This is a genomic window from Marinobacterium jannaschii DSM 6295, assembly GCF_000620085.1.
Classification (GTDB): Bacteria; Pseudomonadota; Gammaproteobacteria; order Pseudomonadales; family Balneatricaceae; genus Pontibacterium; species Pontibacterium jannaschii.
Window position 1 is genome coordinate 1 of the sequence record NZ_JHVJ01000010.1, and the last position, 19,496, is coordinate 19,496.

General features: G+C 56.2%; 22 protein-coding genes. 17 read left to right on the forward strand and 5 right to left on the reverse strand.

Translation table 11 applies throughout. The features are described from left to right. The first annotated feature begins 807 nt into the window (after positions 1-807). From Q354_RS0107865 to Q354_RS0107880, 4 genes are all read left to right on the forward strand, one after another. Positions 808-1,311: a DUF411 domain-containing protein gene (locus tag Q354_RS0107865; RefSeq protein WP_027857121.1), complete on the forward strand. Its 504-nt coding sequence runs from the start codon at positions 808-810 to the stop codon at positions 1,309-1,311. 233 nt (positions 1,312-1,544) lie between these two features. Next, entirely contained in the window at positions 1,545-2,426 is an 882-nt protein-coding gene (locus Q354_RS0107870) for an AraC family transcriptional regulator (RefSeq protein ID WP_027857122.1), read from the forward strand. A gap of 148 nt (positions 2,427-2,574) precedes the next feature. Then, positions 2,575-3,045 carry a DM13 domain-containing protein gene (locus Q354_RS0107875; RefSeq protein WP_027857123.1) on the forward strand — a complete coding sequence of 157 codons (471 nt, stop codon included), beginning with the start codon at positions 2,575-2,577 and terminating at the stop codon, positions 3,043-3,045. A 126-nt stretch (positions 3,046-3,171) separates the two neighbouring features. Further along, positions 3,172-3,708, forward strand: a complete 537-nt coding sequence (locus Q354_RS0107880; RefSeq protein WP_027857124.1) for a hypothetical protein — start codon at positions 3,172-3,174, stop codon at positions 3,706-3,708. 124 nt (positions 3,709-3,832) lie between these two features. Here Q354_RS0107880 and Q354_RS0107885 read toward each other — a convergent pair whose 3' ends face one another. Together Q354_RS0107885 and Q354_RS0107890 are read right to left on the reverse strand one after the other, a co-directional pair. Then, entirely contained in the window at positions 3,833-5,152 is a 1,320-nt protein-coding gene (locus Q354_RS0107885; RefSeq protein WP_027857125.1) for a tetratricopeptide repeat protein, read from the reverse strand. Between the two features lie 169 nt (positions 5,153-5,321). Next, positions 5,322-5,843 carry an NUDIX hydrolase gene (locus Q354_RS0107890; protein ID WP_027857126.1) on the reverse strand — a complete coding sequence of 174 codons (522 nt, stop codon included), beginning with the start codon at positions 5,841-5,843 and terminating at the stop codon, positions 5,322-5,324. A 149-nt stretch (positions 5,844-5,992) separates the two neighbouring features. Between Q354_RS0107890 and Q354_RS0107895 the strand changes: the two genes are divergently transcribed. Then, on the forward strand, positions 5,993-7,402 hold the full coding sequence (locus Q354_RS0107895; RefSeq protein WP_027857127.1) for a mannose-1-phosphate guanylyltransferase/mannose-6-phosphate isomerase: 1,410 nt from the start codon (positions 5,993-5,995) through the stop codon (positions 7,400-7,402). A gap of 12 nt (positions 7,403-7,414) precedes the next feature. Here the strand turns inward: Q354_RS0107895 and Q354_RS0107900 are convergent, their stop codons facing one another. Then, positions 7,415-8,320 carry a LysR family transcriptional regulator gene (locus tag Q354_RS0107900; RefSeq protein WP_027857128.1) on the reverse strand — a complete coding sequence of 302 codons (906 nt, stop codon included), beginning with the start codon at positions 8,318-8,320 and terminating at the stop codon, positions 7,415-7,417. Positions 8,321-8,441: 121 nt separating this feature from the next. Here Q354_RS0107900 and Q354_RS0107905 point away from each other — a divergent pair, with 121 nt between their 5' ends. The 5 genes from Q354_RS0107905 (at position 8,442) to Q354_RS0107925 (ending at position 12,685) form a co-directional block, all read left to right on the forward strand. Then, complete coding sequence (locus Q354_RS0107905) at positions 8,442-9,164, forward strand: SDR family oxidoreductase (RefSeq protein WP_027857129.1); 723 nt, start codon at positions 8,442-8,444, stop codon at positions 9,162-9,164. 201 nt (positions 9,165-9,365) lie between these two features. Beyond that, entirely contained in the window at positions 9,366-10,229 is an 864-nt protein-coding gene (locus tag Q354_RS0107910) for an AraC family transcriptional regulator (RefSeq protein ID WP_051559982.1), read from the forward strand. 100 nt (positions 10,230-10,329) lie between these two features. Continuing rightward, positions 10,330-11,163: an arylamine N-acetyltransferase family protein gene (locus tag Q354_RS0107915; RefSeq protein WP_027857131.1), complete on the forward strand. Its 834-nt coding sequence runs from the start codon at positions 10,330-10,332 to the stop codon at positions 11,161-11,163. Further along, positions 11,160-12,095, forward strand: coding sequence for a DMT family transporter (locus Q354_RS25010; RefSeq protein ID WP_084332516.1), 936 nt, complete (start codon positions 11,160-11,162; stop codon positions 12,093-12,095). The genes Q354_RS0107915 and Q354_RS25010 overlap by 4 nt, the downstream gene beginning before the upstream one ends. Continuing rightward, positions 12,092-12,685 (forward strand): Crp/Fnr family transcriptional regulator, encoded by a 594-nt coding sequence (locus Q354_RS0107925; RefSeq protein WP_027857132.1) that lies wholly within the window; start codon positions 12,092-12,094, stop codon positions 12,683-12,685. Before Q354_RS25010 ends, Q354_RS0107925 begins: the two co-directional genes overlap by 4 nt. 548 nt (positions 12,686-13,233) lie before the next feature. On the opposite strand, the gene Q354_RS0107930 is transcribed toward Q354_RS0107925, so the two are convergent. After that, entirely contained in the window at positions 13,234-13,458 is a 225-nt protein-coding gene (locus tag Q354_RS0107930) for a hypothetical protein (protein ID WP_027857133.1), read from the reverse strand. Between the two features lie 352 nt (positions 13,459-13,810). Here Q354_RS0107930 and Q354_RS0107940 point away from each other — a divergent pair, with 352 nt between their 5' ends. From Q354_RS0107940 to Q354_RS0107970, 7 genes are all read left to right on the forward strand, one after another. Beyond that, on the forward strand, positions 13,811-14,257 hold the full coding sequence (locus Q354_RS0107940) for a MarR family winged helix-turn-helix transcriptional regulator (protein WP_036229022.1): 447 nt from the start codon (positions 13,811-13,813) through the stop codon (positions 14,255-14,257). Between the two features lie 476 nt (positions 14,258-14,733). After that, on the forward strand, positions 14,734-15,720 hold the full coding sequence (locus tag Q354_RS0107945; protein ID WP_027857136.1) for a hypothetical protein: 987 nt from the start codon (positions 14,734-14,736) through the stop codon (positions 15,718-15,720). Between the two features lie 184 nt (positions 15,721-15,904). Continuing rightward, positions 15,905-16,636 (forward strand): SDR family oxidoreductase, encoded by a 732-nt coding sequence (locus tag Q354_RS0107950; protein WP_027857137.1) that lies wholly within the window; start codon positions 15,905-15,907, stop codon positions 16,634-16,636. Positions 16,637-16,708: 72 nt separating this feature from the next. Continuing rightward, a complete protein-coding gene (locus Q354_RS0107955) occupies positions 16,709-17,245 on the forward strand; it encodes a GNAT family N-acetyltransferase (protein WP_027857138.1) in 537 nt (178 codons plus the stop codon). Positions 17,246-17,317: 72 nt separating this feature from the next. Continuing rightward, entirely contained in the window at positions 17,318-18,001 is a 684-nt protein-coding gene (locus tag Q354_RS0107960; protein WP_027857139.1) for a TIGR02117 family protein, read from the forward strand. 69 nt (positions 18,002-18,070) lie between these two features. Further along, the gene (locus tag Q354_RS0107965) at positions 18,071-18,445 is read left to right on the forward strand and encodes a hypothetical protein (RefSeq protein ID WP_027857140.1); all 375 of its coding nucleotides are present in this window, start codon (positions 18,071-18,073) and stop codon (positions 18,443-18,445) included. 67 nt (positions 18,446-18,512) lie between these two features. Continuing rightward, positions 18,513-19,022, forward strand: a complete 510-nt coding sequence (locus Q354_RS0107970; RefSeq protein WP_027857141.1) for an AAA family ATPase — start codon at positions 18,513-18,515, stop codon at positions 19,020-19,022. Positions 19,023-19,141: 119 nt separating this feature from the next. On the opposite strand, the gene Q354_RS0107975 is transcribed toward Q354_RS0107970, so the two are convergent. Continuing rightward, a complete protein-coding gene (locus tag Q354_RS0107975; RefSeq protein ID WP_027857142.1) occupies positions 19,142-19,495 on the reverse strand; it encodes a RidA family protein in 354 nt (117 codons plus the stop codon). Position 19,496 lies beyond the last annotated feature (1 nt).

A 19,496-nucleotide genomic window follows, 5' to 3' on the forward strand; every position in this document is an offset into this window, starting at 1 on the left:
CGTCGGGCTCATAACCCGAAGGTCATAGGTTCAAATCCTGTCCCCGCTACCAAATATAGAAAGGCAGCCTTTATGGCTGCCTTTCGTCGTTTTAGGGTAGTTCAAAATGCCCTGCGGGTTGTAAGCCGGAGAAGAGTACGCCGGACTCGGCTCTTTATAACGGCCGGGAAGGTCGTTGCTTCCAGTCCCGCCCCGTTACCAAGCTTAGGAAGGCTGTTTTGTAGATGGCCTCTCGTCGTTTCGGACAAGTCATAACTTCCTTCGGGTGATCGAACAGTTTGCGTCGTAGCCTTATTGCTCTCAGCAGTGATTGAAAAGCACTGGCTCTGTACTCGATACCTTCATAATTATTGATCGATATCTTTTAATCCTGCTGTTCCCTGTGCCACTATTATTGCCATAGAGGCCGTGGATTCTGACGGTCATTACCGGATGCAGGAGTATAGGGTGAGTACAGAAAGAAGAGGGGGGCATTGGTTGCTTGTGACCTTGCTGGCACTCGCTCTGACCCTGAGTCTGTCCTTACCTGAACTGCCTCAGTTATCTTCTATACCTGATGCCGTTATGCAGTGTTGTGATGCCGGCCAGGATTGTCCGGATTTGACCGACTGTAATGGCACGGTCTGTAATTGTGCGATGGCAACACTGCCAGGTCTTACGTCAGTCGATTTCGCAATAGAAAGTAACGCTCATATACAGCAGGTAGGTGTTGGCCTGTTTGGTAGCCGCGCACCGCCCCCATCCCCACCGCCGAAGTTGCTTAGCTGAATCTATCGGCATTCAGTTAATTCATTCGGAGCTATTACTATGAAAAAGCTAGTTATTCTGGTGGCGCTGGGCGCTGCATTCCTGCCGTTGTCTTCTGTTCAGGCCGCTGACCCTTTCTGGGCTGAGGGGCGCAATGCTGAAGTACATGATATTCGCGTATATCACAGTCCGACCTGTGGCTGCTGTAAGGCCTGGATCAGTCATCTGAAAGAACACAACTTTCAGGTGCAGGATATAGAGATGAATGATCTGAGCGAGTTGAAGCGCCGTCTCGGGGTGCCTAAGCAAGGCGCATCCTGCCACACCGCCGTCGTCAACGATAAGGTGATCGAGGGGCATGTCCCTGCACAGGATATTAAGCGTCTGTTGGCGGGCAAGAGCGATACCCGCCTGCTGACTGTCCCGGGGATGCCATCCGGCGGTCCCGGTATGGATATGCCCGGCGCCCGCAAGGATAGCTTTGCCGTCTATGCGGTCAGTAGCGGCAATGAGGTTTCGGTGTTCAACGAGTACCAGGCAGATGCTGAGCAGGGTTACCGCTAACCCGCCTGATTACGGAGGGCACGCCGGGCGTGATCGCTCCGCGCTTTACCCTGGGGTTCTATCCGGGAAGGGATAGAACCTGATCGGTGAACAGCCAGTCTTGTTAAGCTGCAGGGTGATTTACGGCTGTTCGTACCTGCTTTGGATTATCAAAGCGAAAACTTGCTCCAAACGGATAAACCGGGCGTGCCGGAACATGGCAATCTTGAGCCGAAGTTTGAGGGACAGAGATTATGAAAAAAGCACGTCTGGAAAAAGTTATCGCATCGATCGAAACCTGCCTGGAACGCCCGCTGTCTGTGACCGAACTGGCGCAGCAGGTGCACTGGTCCCGCTGGCAGGTGCAGCGGACTTTCCTCGCCTGTTTCGGTTACAGCCTGGGCTATTACAGCCGCTGTCGTCGTCTGTCGATTGCGGCGGCTGCGTTGGTTGATACGGAACGCGCCATTCTTGATATTGCGGTAGCGGCTGGATTTGAGACTCAGCAGAGTTTCAGCCGTGCTTTCAGTCAGCAGTTTGGATTGTCGCCCAACCGGTATCGGTTGCGTGGTCAGATCTGTGATCTCTTTCCTCGGCTTGATCCCGGCGTTGCCTTATCAAGAGATGGAGAGTTTAAGATGGAACCAAAAATTATCAGTCATCAGGCCAAACAGTTGTGTGGTCTGGATACCCGGTTTAATGCGTTCGGATCACCTGATCCTGATGCGATGGAATTACTGCCGAGGCTTTGGCAGCAGATGCAGGCTGAGGTCAAAAAGCAGAATATTGCTGCCACGGTATACTGGGGTGTGGTTGATTCCTCGACGGCCAATGATCAGCTGCAGGGAATGACCTATATGGCGGGCTTTGAGGTCAAGCCAGGTAAAAGCTGTGCGAACCTAAAGCGGTTTGAAATACCTGCGCAGACCTATGCCTGCTATACTCATCAGGGGCCGCTGAGCCGAATCGGTGAAACCATCGAAGCGATATTCCGCGACTGGCTGCCAGCCAGTGAGTATCGCCATACCGGCGGGCCCGAGCTGGAACTCTATGACGAGCGCTTTGCGTTTGAGCATCCGGATTCTATCCTGGAGTACTGGGTGCCGGTGGAGAAAATAGCTGCTTCAGATCGCTGACCCGCCCGGGGACACTGCGGATAAGGCGGTGTTCCTTTTCTCGCTTCAGCTGCGGTTACAGCTTTCGGGCTAACTTGCGGATCACAACCGGTCGATCGCATATACGATATACTGTGCGAAAACGTCTGTAAGGGATTCCGAGACTGCTATGAAAAAACTGCTCCTGCTTACCCTGAGTCATCTCGCCATCGCGTTCGCTGGTTTTTCCGCCGGTATCTACCTGTTACCCGTGATTACCGCGACTGAATCACCGGCCTCGGCGGTGATGCAGGCGGTGGCGGCGAAAGCTGAGTATGAAGGCGTGTTTAAGCGAGACCTGCAAGACAGTGACTTCCTGCACTGGGGTGAGGGAAAGCTCTCGGTGGCTGCCGATGCGATTGTGTTTCAGGGAGAGCTGGCACCCGGGCCGGACTACAAACTGTATCTGTCACCTGAATTTGTCGAGACTGAAGCCGACTTCAACCGTCTGAAGGATCAGATGGTACGGATAGGCGATATTGATAGCTTCGATGGCTTCCTGCTATCCCTGCCGGAAGGCCTGAATCCGGCCCGCTACAGCACGGCGATTATCTGGTGTGAAACCTTTGGTCAGTTTATCTCGGCGGCACAATATCGCTGAGGCCAGGCCTGAGCTGTTCAGCCTGAAATCAGCTTGAGGGTCTATACCTCAGGTAGATGATAAGGGCAGGGCGCTGAAGGCGGTTTCCGGGGCTTGTGGGCTATCGCTTCCCGCAGGTACCCGCCTATGCGTGTCTTACTTCTGGTGCTGCTGTTTCTTTGCAGCCCGCTGTTGCAAGCAAGAATCGGCCCTCACAGCAGCTTTTCAGAGATCGATCAGAGTCCCTTGCACCGCCCGCTTATTCCAGTGGTACCTTTCTATGTTCATTCGCAGGATCGCAGCAACTACCGCCTGATCTGGGTACGGGTGAACCGGCTGAAATTTTTCTACGACCGCGATGGTGACCTGATGCTGTTCGCCGGTTTTATCCGCCTGTGTAACCGGGGGGCCGATGGCTGTGTCTGGCAGACGGTGCCTGCAGTGCGTCCTGCCGCCTACAGGTTTAAGAGCTGCTGGTCTGATCCGGGAGGCAATTGCGGTCAATATCAACCCGACCGACTGCGCTATCCGGTGTTCTATAAAGTCCCGGTGATGGAGCGCTTGTCGGTGTCGGACTCCTTCCTCTCGGGCCGGCTGGCCTTCCATAAGCGGATCACGCTGCCGCACTGTGACTTCTGCCGTTCGCTTAAGCTGACGCTGGTGAAGGAATCGCGAGCGGACTAAGCGAGCTTTTAATCAGCAAGCCTAAGGTCGTCCTGGCTGAGACGCTGGTGTGAACTACGCCAGACCCGGCGATGATTATGCTGGCCGGGAGGGTGCCCGTCGGCACCCTTTTAGTGCCGGCTGGTCAGGCTGCCTCGCGGGCGCGGGCGAGAAAGTTAAGGTTGATGCGGCTGTCGGGTTTCAGCGCCAGACGCTCGTGGGCCATCGCCTCGGCCAGATCCGTCAGGCCGCCGCGCAGGGCTGACTCGGTCAGGGTCCAGTCGATAATATCGCGCTGTGCGTGGCTGCCGCCGAAGCGGTTGACGATAAAGCGCGCCTCATGCAACTGGTGCGCGGCCTTACGGAAATCGCCGTGCCAGAAGGAGAAGAAGCCTTCTATCAGCGGCAGTGCCACCTGAGTGGCCCAGGCGGCGCATTCGGTGTTGTTGCCGGCCTGGGTTTGGAAGGCGGCACGAATCTCGTCGACCCGGTCATAGCGTCCGGCCCCCAGATAAGCCATCACGGCGTGCCAGTCATTAAATGGGTAGAGCCGGGCATCGGCATGCTGGTCCCAGCAAGCGGCCAGCTCCTGCCAGCGCTCGCCGACATTCCGGCCGGCCAGTGACAGGCGCCAGAGCAGAGCGGAGGCGTCGACCATATCCAGCGCCACTTCGCTGCGTTCGCTGCGCACCGGGCCATCGTAGATCGCCAGTGCCTGATCAAACTGCTGCAGGTCCAGATGGCAAAGCGCCAGGTGCCACCAGTTGTGCACCTTAAAGAAGTTGTCCGGCTGGGCCCAGTGCAGCTCGCGCTCGCGCATCCAGCCGATACCTTCTTCGGTACGGCCCTGCATCTCCAGCACATGAGCGACAGCGTGGTGGGCCCAGCAATCACGGGGTTCCAGCTCGGTGGCTTTGTGTCCCATCGCCTCGGCACGGTGGTAGTCGCCGCTTTCCTCGATGCCGAAGGCATACATCCCCAGCACAATCGAATAGCCCGGCGTCTGCGGTGACCATTGCGGCAGTACCCGGGCGATACGGTCGCGCATATCGCGGGCATTGGCGCGGTAGAAATCCATCAGATGGCCGGATTGCAGCGCCACCAGATCCAGCGGATAGCTGACGTTATGGTAGTCCAGCGCAGTGGCGGCAGCGCCCCAGTTACCCTCGAGTAACGGTTGCAGGGCGTGCAGCAGCGACTGCTCGCGGGCGGACAGCGCCAGCGATTCAATATCGGCGGTAAAGCCCCGGGCGGCGCTGGCGGCGGCCGGCTCGGTGGCAAAGGCATAAAGATAGGCGCGCACTATATGCGCCATGCTGAACTGCGGTGCCTGTTCGATGGCGCTGTCCAGCAGGGCTACCGGATCATCGAGATAGAGGTTAAAGGCGGATAGCGCCTGATTGTAGAGTTCCAGGGCAGGCTCAGAGGCCCCGGTCAGGGGATGGCCCTGTGGATCAGAGAGCATGATTGATACCTCCCAGAGTACAGCGTTGTCTGGAAAGCCTTACATGGCAGTAGCGAACGGCGACAGCTTGGTGCCGGTTCGCGGCTAACGTCCGGCCGGATGGCAGTTTGTTGGGGTACTGCAAAGTGTAGTCGCGATAAGCCCGGCCGGCCCCGTTCGCGACTGCGATTTAAGCCTGCAGCAGCTCATCCCTGATTCGTCGCAGCAGGTAGATCTCCCGCTGCAGTGACAATCCCTTCTTCTCACTGTGGGCCCAGGTGTGCTCGTTATGGGCCAGTGCTGCATGGATATTGATCCAGACAGGCGTCATGCCGTTCTGCAGTTCATGGGGCTCCAGCCGGTTCGGTCCCAGCTCCGCATCGATCTGGCAGTGGTAGCAGTAGGAGTCCATATGCATTACATCATGGCCATCGCGATACCAGGGGCGAAACTCCTCATAGCGGCCGAAGGGAATGATATCGCGGATATTATGTGCCCCGGTTTCCTCCTGCAGTTCGCGGATCAGAGCGTCTTCCAGCGCCTCGCCCTCATCGACCCCGCCGCCGGGCAGGGTGTAGTCGTCGTAGCGCCGGGTGTACAGCAGCAGGATCTCTTCGCCCTCCAGGATAATGGCGCGGCAGGCGCGGCGATGCAGGGTGTTACCGTCGTCGGGAGAGGCTTCAGGATGGGTAGCGGTTTTCAGCAGGCGCATGGCGGATTCTGGCGATTTCTGTAGAAAAGCGGCGATTATCACAGGAGCCTGACCAGATAGCTATTCCTGACTGGGATCAACAGGGGGATCTCCTTTATAATTCCTGAGCGGTTCTACCGTTTCGCATTCACTCTCAGAAGCAGTTCCTGATGATCGTTCCTGTTGTTCTTGCCGGAGGCAGTGGTCTCCGTCTCTGGCCGCTTTCCCGTGTCCAGCACCCGAAACAGTTCCACTGCCTCAGCGGCGAGCAGAGCCTGTTGCAGCAGACCCTGCAGCGGCTGCCGGATTGCGGTATTGATGCCCCCATTGTGGTCAGCAATGAGGAGCACCGCTTTCTGGTGGCCGAACAACTGCGGCAGATCGGCATTCGGGCACGTATCCTGCTTGAGCCGGAGGGGCGGAATACCGCGCCCTCAATCGCGCTGGCGGCGCTGGATCTAGAGCAGAGAGGTACGGCGGACGCGGTAATGCTGGTGCTGGCTGCCGACCACCAGATCCGCAATACCGAGCAGTTTCAGCGCCAGCTGATGAAGGCGATCGATGCTGCTGCCGATGGCAGCCTGGTGACCTTCGGCGTGGTCGCCGACTCGCCCGCCACCGGCTACGGCTATATCCGGGCCGAGGCGATCCGGCCCGGGGCAGAGCTATGTCGTATCGCTGAGTTTTGTGAAAAGCCCGATGCGGCTACCGCGCAGCACTACCTCGATTGCGGTGACTATTACTGGAACAGCGGAATCTTCGTGTTCCGTGCCGACAGTTATCTGCAGGCGCTACGGCAGCATTGTCCGGCGGTTTTCCAGGCCTGCCGGCAGGCGATCGCTGCACCACGACAGGATCAGGACTTTATCCGCATCGCACCGGAACCCTTCTGCCAGAGCCCCGATATCTCTATTGACTATGCGGTGATGGAATACACCCAGCAGGGGCTGATGCTGCCGCTGGATGTCGGCTGGAGTGATCTGGGCAGCTGGGGGGCCTTATGGGATCTGCATGACAAGGATGCACAACAGAATGTGATCCGTGGTGACGTCATTACCGAGCAGACCCGCGGCAGCTATATCCAGGCCGGTCATAAGCTGGTGAGCACCCTCGGCGTCGAGGATCTGGTGATTGTTGATACCGCCGACGCCCTGCTGGTGGCCGACCGGAAGAAAGTACAGGATGTCAAAGGACTGGTTAGCCAGCTGGCCGCCGCCGAGCGGGCGGAGCGGCTGCATCATCGCCAGGTACTGCGTCCCTGGGGCTGCTATGAAACCCTGGCGCGGGGCGAGCGTCACCATGTTAAACGGATCACCGTAAACCCCGGTGCCAGCCTGTCACTGCAACGCCACCAGTACCGAGCCGAACACTGGGTGGTGGTGGAAGGCACTGCCAGGGTCCGTTGTGGTGATCAACTGATGATCCTCAGCGAGGACCAGTCCACCTATATACCGGTCGGCGAGATCCATCAGTTATCCAATCCCGGCGTCACCCCGCTTGAGATTATCGAGGTGCAGTCCGGCAGCTATCTGGGTGAGGACGATATCACCCGCTTTGATGATGACTATGGCCGCAGCTAAGTCAGTGCCCGCTTACATTGAACGGGCGCAGCTACTATAGGCCTGCCGGAATTCTGCCTGTAACCACTCCATCAGCAACCGCACCCGTTGCAGGCGGTGCCGTGCTGGTGGACAGACCAGTGACAGTGGCGTATCCAGTCGCCATTGCGGCAATACTTCGACCAGCTCGCCCCGCACCAGGGCCTGATCGACATAGATATCGATCAGCCGGGCGACCCCCAGGCCCGCCTTGGCGGCCTGTAGCATTACCCGGCCATTGGCGATACGAAATCCTTCACCGGCATGCACGATGCAGTGCTCCTGATCTCTATAGAAGTGCCACTCACGGATGCTGCCACAGATTAACGGTAACCTTTTCAGCTGCTGCGGGTGGTCGATCTCGCCCGCCCGGGCCAGAAAGTCCGGGCTGGCGACATAGCGGGTACTGACTTTGTGCAGGGGACGGGCGACCAGGCTGGAGTCCGGCAGCTCGCCGATCCGCACCACCAGATCGAGATTTCCGGCCAGCAGGTCTTCGCTGCGGCTGGAGAAATCCAGCGCAATCTCAATACCGGGATACTGTTGCTGGAAACGAATCAGCAACGGCGCCACCACCTCTTCACCGATCAGCCCTCCCACCGAGTTAACGTTGATCCGTCCGCTCAGGCTGCTGGTACTTTGTACCGCCCAGTCAGCGGCATCATTGAGCTGCTGCAGGGCGCGGCGGCACTGCTCGGCATAGCCTTCGCCCACCTCCGTCAGGCGCAACCTGCGGGTGCTGCGTAACAGCAGCTGCACGCCCAGCTGTTGTTCCAGCGCACTGACCTGCTGGCTGAGGTTGGACTTGGAAAAGCCGGTCGCTTCAGCAGCAGCGGTAAAGCTGCCGTGCTCTGCAACCGCCAGAAAGGAGCGAATGCCCTGCCAGTTAAGATTGTTCATTAGTAATTAACAGTAATTTCAGATTGGTCGTATTTATCAAATTATAGCGATCCCTACAATGGCAGCCATCATTCGGGCCCCGAATGCAGTTTCAGATCAGATAAGTTGAAGAGGATCAGTTATGAGTAAGCCATTGGTTGTGATTACAGGTGCCAGCTCCGGAATCGGCGCGGCGATCGCCCGTCAGTTCAGCGCGGCGGGTTACTCCCTGCTGTTGCTGGCGCGCCGGGTAGAGCGTCTCGAAGCGCTGGCACTGCCGGATACGCTCTGCCGTCAGGTCGATGTAACCGAGCGTGATGCGCTGCTGGCGGCGGTACGGGAGGCGGAAGCGTTGTATGGCCCGGCAGAAGGCATCGTTAATAACGCCGGCTGTATGTTACTGGGTCAGCTTGATCAGCAACATCCGGCCGAATGGCAGCAGATGTACGATATCAACGTGATGGGCCTGCTGAATGGCATCCATGCGGTGGTGGCGGATATGAAAGCGCGCCGCAGCGGTACCATTATCAATATCAGTTCCATCGCCGGGCGCAAGACCTTCCCGAACCATGCCGCCTACTGCGGTACCAAATTCGCGGTCCATGCCATCAGCGAGAACCTGCGCGAAGAGGTGGCCGATGATAATGTGCGGGTGATTACGATTGCGCCGGGCGCGGTAGAGACCGAACTGTTGTCGCATACCACCTCGGATGAGATCCGCGCCGGTTACGAAGCCTGGAAAGAGAGCATGGATGGGGTGATCAGCCCGGACGATATTGCCCGCTCAACCCTGTTTGCCTTCCAGCAACCGCAAGGCGTCTGCATCCGCGAGATCGTGATCGCGGCCACGCGTCAGCAGCCTTAAAGCAAGCGCACAGGTTCCGACGGGGATGCCGGAGATAAGGAATGCGCCAGCGGCCACTAACGGGGTGTTGTCGCGCTGTTACCCGGATGTTCAGAATCAGGGTGCTGAGAGTCACTGCTGATTCTGAGTGCAGAGCAAGATTGGTCAGGCGGTTTCTGTCAGGCTCTGAGAGAATACGGCGTCACTGAAAGAGAGCCGAGCATGAAGCAGACAGTACAGGGCGAAATGCCAGCCCCGATACAGCGGGTGATCGACTATATCGATCACCACCTCGATGAGGAACTGAGCCTCGACCGGCTGAGCCAGGTGGCACATATCTCCCGCTTTCATTTCCACCGCCAGTTTTCCGCCTGGACTGGGATGACACTGGCGCGGGTAATCCAGTTACAGCGCCTGAAACGGGCCTCCTGGCAACTGGTTTTTGATCCGCAACTGCGCATTATCGATATCGCCCTGGAGGCCGGTTTTGACAGCCCGGAGGCCTTCGCACGTGCCTTTCGCAAGGCCTTCAGCCAGACCCCGAGCGACTTCCGCCAGAATCCGCAATGGCAGCCCTGGGTGGAGAAATACAAGGCGCTGCCATTTCGTGGCAAGCGTGACCAGCAGGTGCAGATCGTCGACTATCCCGAGACCCGGCTCGCCGTCTACCGTCATCATGGCGACCCCGCGCTGATTTATCAGTCGGTGCAGCACTTTATCGCCTACCGCCGCAGCGTCGGCCTGGCGCCGGATAAGACCCGCACCTTTAACCTGATCTATATGGACCCGGAGCAGGTCGAGCCGGAGGCGTTCTATATCGATCTTGCCTGCAGCCTGACGGCGAACCGGATACCTGCCGGAGAAGGCATTGTCGAAGGGCTGATTCCGGGCGGGCGCTGTGCCCTGTTACGCCACCACGGCACCCTCGAGAACATCGGCGACAGCGTACGCTACCTCTACTGCGACTGGCTGCCGCAAAGTGGCGAGCAGCTGCGTGACGATCCCTGCTTCTTTCACCATCTGACGCTGATCCCTCAGGTACATGAGCATAAGAACATCACCGATATCTACCTGCCGCTGTGCTAGCAACTAATCTCCAGCAAAAAGTTACGGCACTAAACTCAGGTTAATTATTCCTCCTCCCAGCCCGGTTACTCTGGCCCCACCAAGTAAAGGAGTAACTGACATGACAACACTAAGCCACAACTACCTGCGCGCATTGGAGATCGATCCGGCCGACTATCACCTTGGCGAGAATGAGCTCGCCACGGACGGATTGGAATTGCTGCGCCTGATTCATCAGCGTCATGTCACCCGCTACAGCTTTAACAACCTGGCGGTGGCGCTGCAGCAGGAGATGCCGCTGGACACTGAGGCCCTCTATAACAAGATCGTGGTACAGCAGCGCGGCGGCTACTGTTTCGAGCACAACAAGCTGGCCTTCGAAGTCATGACCGAGCTGGGCTTTAATCCACGTATCCTGATGGGACGGGTGATCTATAACCGTGATGTCGAAGTGCCGCGTACCCACCGTATCAGCCTGCTGACCCTGGGCGACGAGGAATATATCGTCGATGTCGGCTTTGGCCATTTCGGCCCGCGCTTTCCACTCAAGCTGGAGTTGGGCCTGGTGCAGGATCAGGGGGACAACTGCTACCGCATCGAGCAAAACCAGCGCGGCGAATACTGCTTCCAGATCCTCAAGGAGGGCGAATTCTTCACCCTCTATACCTTCGACCGGGCGCGCTACAACGAGGCGGACTGCGAAACGGGACACTTCTACTCCCACAAGCACCCGCAGGCGGGCTTTGTGAATAACCTGGTGGTGTGCCGCAAGTTTGACGACCACACCCTGTCACTGCGTAACGGTGAGATCCATCACCTCAGCCGGGGCGAGACCCGCATCGAAACCATCGACTCTGCGCCTGCGTTGCAGGACAAGCTGGCCAGCCGGTTGGCGGTCGACCTGGACCTGGCGGTGGCCGAATACCTGTTCGATCGCTTTGTGAGGTCGCTATGAGCCATCCCGTCAATCAACCTGTAAGCCGCGGGGGCAGCCACCGGCAAACACTCTATGCCTGGCTGGCCCTGCTGACCTGGGTCAGCCTGCTGGCCTCCTCCTTTGTGATCTCGGCCGAGATGGTACGGCACGCCTCGCCGGTGGTGAGCACCGGGCTGCGATTCATGATCGCCAGCCTGATCATGCTGCCGCTGGTGGCCGGGCAGCTGAAGCGCTATGCCAGCGTCGCGGCGATCGCCCGCTACAGCTTCACCAGCCTGTTTATGGTGCTGTTCTTCCTCGGCCTGTTTGAATCGCTGAAGACCACCACCGCCCTGAATACCGCGGTGATCTATACCCTGGTGCCGATCTTCAGCGTGGCGATCGCCTGGCTGGCCCTGCGTAACAGCACCGCCTGGCTGCCATTGCTGGGCTTTATCCTCGGCTCAGCCGGCGCCGTCTGGGTGTTGCTGGCCAGTCGCGGCCAGTCATTGCAGCTACACAGCGGCGACCTGATCTGCCTGCTGGCCTGCGTCAGTCTGGCGCTGCATGTCGTGTTGGCCCGGAAATGGGGTCATCTTATGCCCGCCCCGGTAGGTGCATTCTGGATACTGTTCTGCGGCAGCCTGATGTTGCTGCCTTTCCTGCTGCTGGGCGAGGGACTGGCACAGGTACAGTGGCATGACATCGCCTTCTGGCAGCCGCTGCTCTACCTGACGGTGTTTACCACCGTGATCACCGCAGTACTGCAGCAGTACCTGGTGCGCGCCGTGGGGCCGAAGAAACTGCTGGCCTTCACCTACCTGGTACCGACGCTGGTGGTGCTGTGGCAGCAGGGTGCGGGGATATTTTTCAGCCTGTTAATACTGCCGGGAATTGCCTTAACCCTGCTTGCCCTGTTATTGATAACGACCCGGCCGGAAGAAGTGCAGCAGGAGGCAACCACGGTATGAATCAACAACAGGCAGAACAGCTGTTTCTGGAATACTTTCGCAGCAAGGGGCAGGGTTTCGACTGCCCCGACTTCAGCGTGCTGGGGCTGGAGCCCGTGCTGCGCCACTATCGCAAAGGCGAGTACCTGTTTCGCCAGGGCGAACCTGCCCCCAAGCTGTTCTTCCTCGCCACCGGACTGGTGCGCTATGCCAGCGTCTCACCCGAAGGCAAAGAGTTTACCCAGGCCTTTATCGCCGCCCCTTCCATCTCCGGCTCTACCCGCGCTATGGTGCGCCAGAGCGAAGCCCTGTTCAGCATCGAAGTGCTGGAACCGGTGATCTGCCTCGAATTCGAATGGCTGCCGTTCTACAATCAGATGAAGCAACAACCCGGCTTCCTGGAAACCTATGTTGCCATCCTCGAAGCCTTGTTTATCATGAAGGAAGAACGCGAAAGCGCCTTCGTCAAACTCAGCGCCGAACAGCGCTATTTGCAGTTCCTGGAACAGGACGGCCACCTCGCCGACCGCATCCCCCTGCAACAGATCGCCTCCTATATCGGCATCACCCCCGTCGCCCTCAGCCGAATCCGCAAGAAGCTGAAGAGCTAGCAGAAAGGGGCAAGTGGTAACTGGTCCGCCGTAAGCCGTGACGACCATCGCTGGCGCCCCCAGCCAAAAATAACACTCGAATCCCATAGCGGCGATTTCAAGCCTACCCAATCCCTCAGAGCCCGCTGAGCTTAGCCGCAGAAACAAGCCAGATATCCCGAACTATTCAAACTCAACAGCGCTTCTATTAGCCCGCTGGCTGTTTAGATCGCGATAGAGGCCCGGATGACGTGGCCTGACTCAAACAAAATAGTCTCCGGAATATCCGAGGCGGTTCAGTCTGGCCTCAGATAGGCGCTGATTTTTCTAAAGCAATAGCATTCCAGGCTCCGGTGCTGCAGATAAAGACGTCAAGCACGCCAAAGAACACCGGCCAGCGGAGCTTAGGACCTGATTACGATATCGGCGGACACCTTAAACAATAAGCACAAAAAACCCAGCCTAATCGCTGGGTTATTTGCTATAGCCAGACAGCGGAAGGGAACGCTGCCAGGCCTGCTGCAGTGAGCTTATGCTGTCAGAATCTAACTCTGAACTTAGCTCTCTGCTTAGTGCTGGGTGTAGAGTTCTGGATTATAGGCAGAAGAATCGGAGAAGCTGCTCAGTTCAACCTGCTCTTTACTTACAAAATGCGTGTTGCTATTGATTTCAACACCCGAGCCAAGCTGGCTCTGTTCAACACTAACACTGTTACCGTAACCAAAAGCACCTGCAGAAGCGGCACCAGTAAAGATAGCAGAAGCCAAAGCGAAAACAATTGCGACGTTTTTCATGTGTGTATCCTCAAATTAAGATCTTGTAAAACTTTCAGTTCAATTGGGTCCGGATGATTTATTAACCTCAACGCACCGACGTCATCAGCACTCTGTGTAAGCTCCAATCCGGATTGTGCTGCCATGCTGGCTTCAGTCAGGGAAAGCAGTAGTGCTGCAGCTACGAATACCATCTTGATCATGTTCATAAGAAACCATCGAGTCGCAGTTGAGATTAAGTATCATCCTGATAGAATTTAACTCTGGTGTGCAATTAACTTGCGCGCAACCAACTTGAGAGCTATCTTAATTTCATGTTTGGTTGTGCGCAAGTTAATTGCGCGCACCATTTATATCAAATAGGAATAAGAATATGCCTGTTAATAACAGCGAATCCGCCTTATGCCTTGAAAAGCAGAGCTGCTTTTCCCTGTACAGTGCAGCGAACGCAATGGTGAGGTCGTACCGAACTGCACTATTAGAGCTAGATCTGACCTATCCGCAGTATCTGGCGATGATGGTGCTCTGGGCTGAGGATGGCATCACCGTTAAAGCAATGGGCGAGAAACTCCATATGGATTCAGGTACGACAACGCCTCTGTTAAAGCGCCTTGAAGCCAAAGGACTGCTGGAACGGGTGCGCTGTAAGCATGACGAACGCTCTTGCCTGTTGCATCTCACCGACGAGGGACGTGCACTACAAGAACGCGCCTCAGCAATCCCCGAAGCGATGGCGTGCAAGGCATCCTTATCTGAAGAAGAATCGGCCCAACTGAAACATCTTTGCGACAAATTACGCTTGGATCTATGTGGCCAGTAATATGGGGCTATACCTATGGTGATAGCTATTGCAGGGCTTGGGTTAGAAAAGAATAGAAAAAGGACACCCACAGAATAGAAAAAGGACACCCACCAAAATTTACAGCCGGGCCTGGCTGATCTACCGTCAATCCCGGTAGCCACGGAATGGCTACAACAGATGAATCTCATGGAGGAGTTCAGATGACCCGCGCCCGCTGTGAGCAGGTAAGCCTGCCCGATACCCCTTATTACCACTGTATAGCCCGCTGTGTTCGCCGCGCCTTTTTGTGTGGCTACGATCCGTTTTCGGGTCAGTCCTATGAGCATAGGCGGCAATGGATTCTTGGCCGCATAAAGTAGAAAAAGGACACCCACCAATAGCAAACAATAGCAAAAGGACACCCACCAAAATTTACAGCCGGGCCTGGCTGATCTACAGTCAATCCCGGTAGCCACGGAATGGCTGCAACAGATGAATCTCATGGAGGAGTTCAGATGACCCGCGCCCGCTGTGAGCAGGTAAGCCTGCCCGATACCCCTTATTACCACTGTATTGCCCGCTGTGTTCGCCGCGCCTTTTTGTGTGGCGACGATCCGTTTTCGGGTCAGTCCTATGAGCATAGGCGGCAATGGATTCTTGGCCGCATTGCGGAGCTGGATGCGGTATTTGCGATCGATATCTGTGCTTATGCCATTATGTCCAATCACTATCACCTGGTGCTGCGGGTGGATCAGGCCCAGGCCGAAGACTGGACGGATGCTGAGGTGATCCGGCGCTGGAGGCTGCTGTTTACCGGGCCGTTACTGATTCAGCGTTTTCTGGACGGTACCTGTCGATCGCCAGCAGAGCTGGATAAGGTCGCAGAGATCGTCGCTGAATGGCGCAGTCGGTTGGGTGATATCAGCTGGTTTATGCGCTGCCTCAATGAGCATATTGCCCGGCAGGCGAATCAGGAAGATGGTTGTACCGGGCGCTTCTGGGAGGGGCGTTTTAAGAGCCAGGCCCTGCTGGACGAGCAGGGATTGCTGACCTGTATGGCCTATGTCGATCTGAATCCGGTGCGGGCCGCAATGGCTGATAGCCCGGAGCGTTCTGACTTTACCTCTATCCAGCAGCGTATTCGGGAATACCAACAGCAACCGGCACAAGCCGCTTTGCCGGTACTGAGGCCGCTGTCTCCGAAGCAGTCGGATATCGAGCGGGCAATTCCGTTCGATCTGGCAGACTACTTTGCACTGGTCGACTGGACCGGGCGTTGTTGTCGTGATGACAAGCGAGGCCATATTCCTGACGGTTTGCCACCGATATTGCAGAGACTCGGAATTGATGCCGAACAGTGGCTACGGGCGATGCAGCCACAAGGCTTACAACTCAGTCGCGCGCTGGGACGGATAGACAAGCTGAAGCGATATGCCGGGCAGGTGGGGAATCAATGGCTGAAAGGCCTGGCGCAGTCGAAGCGGTTGTATATGCCGGTATAGGTCGGTTGGCACTGGCCGTTTTGAGCCTGTGCTTTTGCAGGATATTTTTATGGGTGTCCTGCTGACACTGACAGGCTGCCGAGCAAAGTGAGAGAGGTCAGGGCCGCGAAAAGTGCGCTGAAGGCTAGACTCTGTACCAGGATTCTAATGTTGCCTTTTGCAGGCACAGGTTTTGGAGCATTTTATGAAGAACGTTGTGATAGTTACCGGCGGTGGTCGCGGCATCGGCGCTGCTACTGCGAAACGTCTGGCCGCCAGTGGCTATGCGGTTTGTGTGAATTATCGTTCCGATGCGGACAGTGCCGCAAAGGTGGTGACTGAGATTACGCAAGAGGGTGGCACCGCTTTTCCGTTTAAGGCGGATGTCTCTGTTGAAGCTGAGGTGGAGGCGTTGTTTGATGCCGTGGAGGCTAGATATGGCAGTGTTACCCATCTGGTAAACAATGCCGGGGTATTATTTACCCAGATGCCGTTGGAGGAGATGAGCGTTGAACGCTTTAACCGGGTGCTGACCACCAATGTCACCAGCTGCTTTCTTTGCTGCAGGGCTTTCCTTAAAAGGGCGCAAGCAGCCAGGGCGATTGTGAATGTTTCCTCTGCAGCTGCCCGTACCGGCTCTCCCTTTGAGTATGTCGATTACGCCGCATCCAAGGGTGCGATGGATACCCTGACCAAAGGGCTGTCGCTTGAGGTCGCGGCAAAGGGGATTCGGGTAAACGCCGTCAGGCCGGGCTTTATCTATACCGATATGCATGCAGATGGTGGCGAGCCGGGTAGGGTCGACCGTCTGGCCGCGCAGATCCCGTTGCAGCGCGGCGGCACGGCGGAGGAGGTTGCTAATGCGATTATGTGGTTGCTGTCGGATGACGCTTCCTATGTTACCGGCTCCTTTATCGACCTGGCCGGTGGTAAGTAGGCCTCTGGCGTCTCTGTTGCGCAGGCGTTTTGCGGAGGCGGAATTAAACCAACTGTAGGCGATAGCGTTGTTATGGAAATTTCAGAGTTTAACCCGGCGCAATCTCAGGAAGTGATCGGACTGTTTAGCGATGTGTTTGTCGATGCCGAGGGTGAGGCTGAAGGCCGGCTGATCGGAAGCCTCGTCGCAGAGTTGATTGACACGACTGACAAGGACGATCTGATCGGCTTTGTCGCCAGCTTAGATAACAGATTGACCGGCGCTATTTTCTTCAGTCGTTTTACCCTTCCGACCGATAAAGTCGCATTTCTGCTGTCGCCGGTTGCAGTTGCAACCGAATGTCAGGGACGGGGCGTCGGCCAGCAGCTGATCCGCTTTGGCCTTGGGCAGCTGCAATCCCGGGGTGTCGAGCTGGCGCTTACCTATGGCGATCCGAATTACTATGGCAAAGTCGGATTTCAGCCGCTCAGCGAAAACGTTATCAAAGCACCGCTGAAACTCAGTTTTCCACATGGCTGGCTTGCCCAGGCTCTGGATGGCTCTGAAATTGAAGCGGTAGCAGGAGAGACCTGCTGCGTCAGAGCCTTGGATGATCAACAGTATTGGTAACGTCAATTGAGGGGAGTGTTGGGATTCGTTCCTCATCCCAACCTACGAACAGTCAGAAAGGGATTTAACCTGTTGAAAACATTTGTTGTCGTCAGCTTTGCGGCATTTATTGCGGGCTGCTCAGCCAAACCAGATGTCGTGGCCTATTCGGGTACTTATTCGGGAGCTGGGCCACATAGACTCTATGTTGTCAGTCATGGCTGGCATACAGGCCTGGTGGTGCCTGCGCCGCCAATACAGGCTGAGATTCCGGCGCTGTATCAGCGATTTAGCGACACGCCTTTTATCGAGTTTGGTTGGGGCGATAAGGGGTTTTATCAGGCCAAGGAGATCACTACTGGACTGACGTTGCAGGCAATCTTCTGGCCGACAGCATCGGTGGTGCATGCCGTGGCGGTGCCTGATGATGTCGAGGGCTACTTTGCGCATAGTGAGGTCGAGCAGTTATGCCTCACTGAGGCGGAACTGGCGTCTCTGACGAAATTTCTGGCAGGAAGCTTTGCCCGCACGGAGCAGGGGGCTGTTGTGTCGTTAAAAAATGGCATCTATGGCAACAGCCAGTTCTTTCAGGGCACTGGCGATTATTACCTGACAAACACCTGCAATAAGTGGACAGCCAAGGGCCTGAAAAGCATTGGCATGGATGTCGATCCGGCTTTTAAACTGACGGCGGGTAGTGTGATGAGTTATTTAAAAAACAGGGTGAAATCCATAGGTGGTACTGGGGCGTCTTGTCAGGCGCAGGCTCAGCTATAGGCTGCGATTGGGTATAGCGTCATCTACAATCTATTACGTCAAACCGATATCAGTTAAGGGAATTAACTCGTGCGCAAGGCTACTGACTCGATACTTCAGATTTTTTGTGGTGGGCCGGCAATTGTATATATGTTTATGCCTGTGTACTTACTGATGGAGCTGCCAGGCGATAGCATTTTAGCCGCATATTTAGATAAGCCTGCTAGCCAGTTCGGCTTGATTGATCTCCTTTTTATCATTCTATTTTTTCTGATTTGGTTTCTGTACTTTTTGATTGTTCTGTATGGGAATGCTTATCTTTGGTTAAAGCTCTCAAGCAAAGTCATTGGGAAACAAAGGGCTGCTGATATTTTTCTGCAAACGTACCGTGCACCGAAGCGAGGTCTTTTTAGAAATTCGAGTCGATCGATTGTCGCTTGGGTGCTTGGTGATCCATACGTGTGACGGGTTTATAAATTTTTCATTCTCAGCACTCCGATGCCAATCGGATAAACGGATAAACGGACTTTCTATGAATCCACGAACCCTCTATATCTTTTCCGGCCTGCCCGGGTCTGGCAAGTCCACCCTTGCCCGGATGCTTTCCAGTCACCTCAAAGCCGTCTATCTTCGGATCGATACGGTGGAGCAGGGACTGCGTGATCTCTGTGATATGCAGGTCGTGGGGGAGGGGTATCGGCTGAGTTACCGTATCGCCCGGGACAACCTTGAACTGGGGCTGAGCGTGGTGGCCGATAGCTGCAACCCGATCCAGCTGTCGCGGGATGAATGGCAGCAAGTGACAACCGGGCTGGGTGAAAATTTTGTGAATATCGAGATTGCTTGCTCTGATGCCAAAGAGCACCAATACCGGGTAGAAAGCCGCGAGAGTTCAATCGAAAACCTGCGATTACCCAGCTGGCAACAGGTGCAGGAGCGGGAGTACAAAGCCTGGGGTGATGAGGTAGTCAGGATTGATACGGCGGGTAAAATGCCGGATGAGTCTTTCGCCGAATTGTTGGAGAAGCTGGCGGCGAGGTAGTTATCTGAGATGGATTTGTTGGGATGTATTCCTCGTCCCAAGCTGCGGACTGTTTAGCCCGGTAGGGGTTTAAAAAACCGCGCGCAGCGCAAAGTACGCCACGCGCAGCTGTATAACTCTTAGGCTTTTTCAGCCGCGATCACGGTGAATTCCACCAGGATCTCAGGGCGGGCCATGCGTGCTTCGACGCAGGCGCGGGCAGGCTTTTCACCTTCGGCAACCCAGGCATCCCATACCGCATTCATGGCGGCGAAGTCTTTCATATCGCGCACGTAGATGGTGGTAGACAGGATGTGGTTACGGTCGCTGCCCGCTTCTTCCAGCAGGGCATCGATCTTGTCCAGGCAACGCTGGGTCTGTTCAGCGATATCCCACTCGGCTTCGCCGGCGGTCTGGCCGCACAGGTAAACGGTACCGTTGTGCTTGACGATTTTGCTCATGCGTTGAGTGGAACCACTGCGTTCGATAGTCACT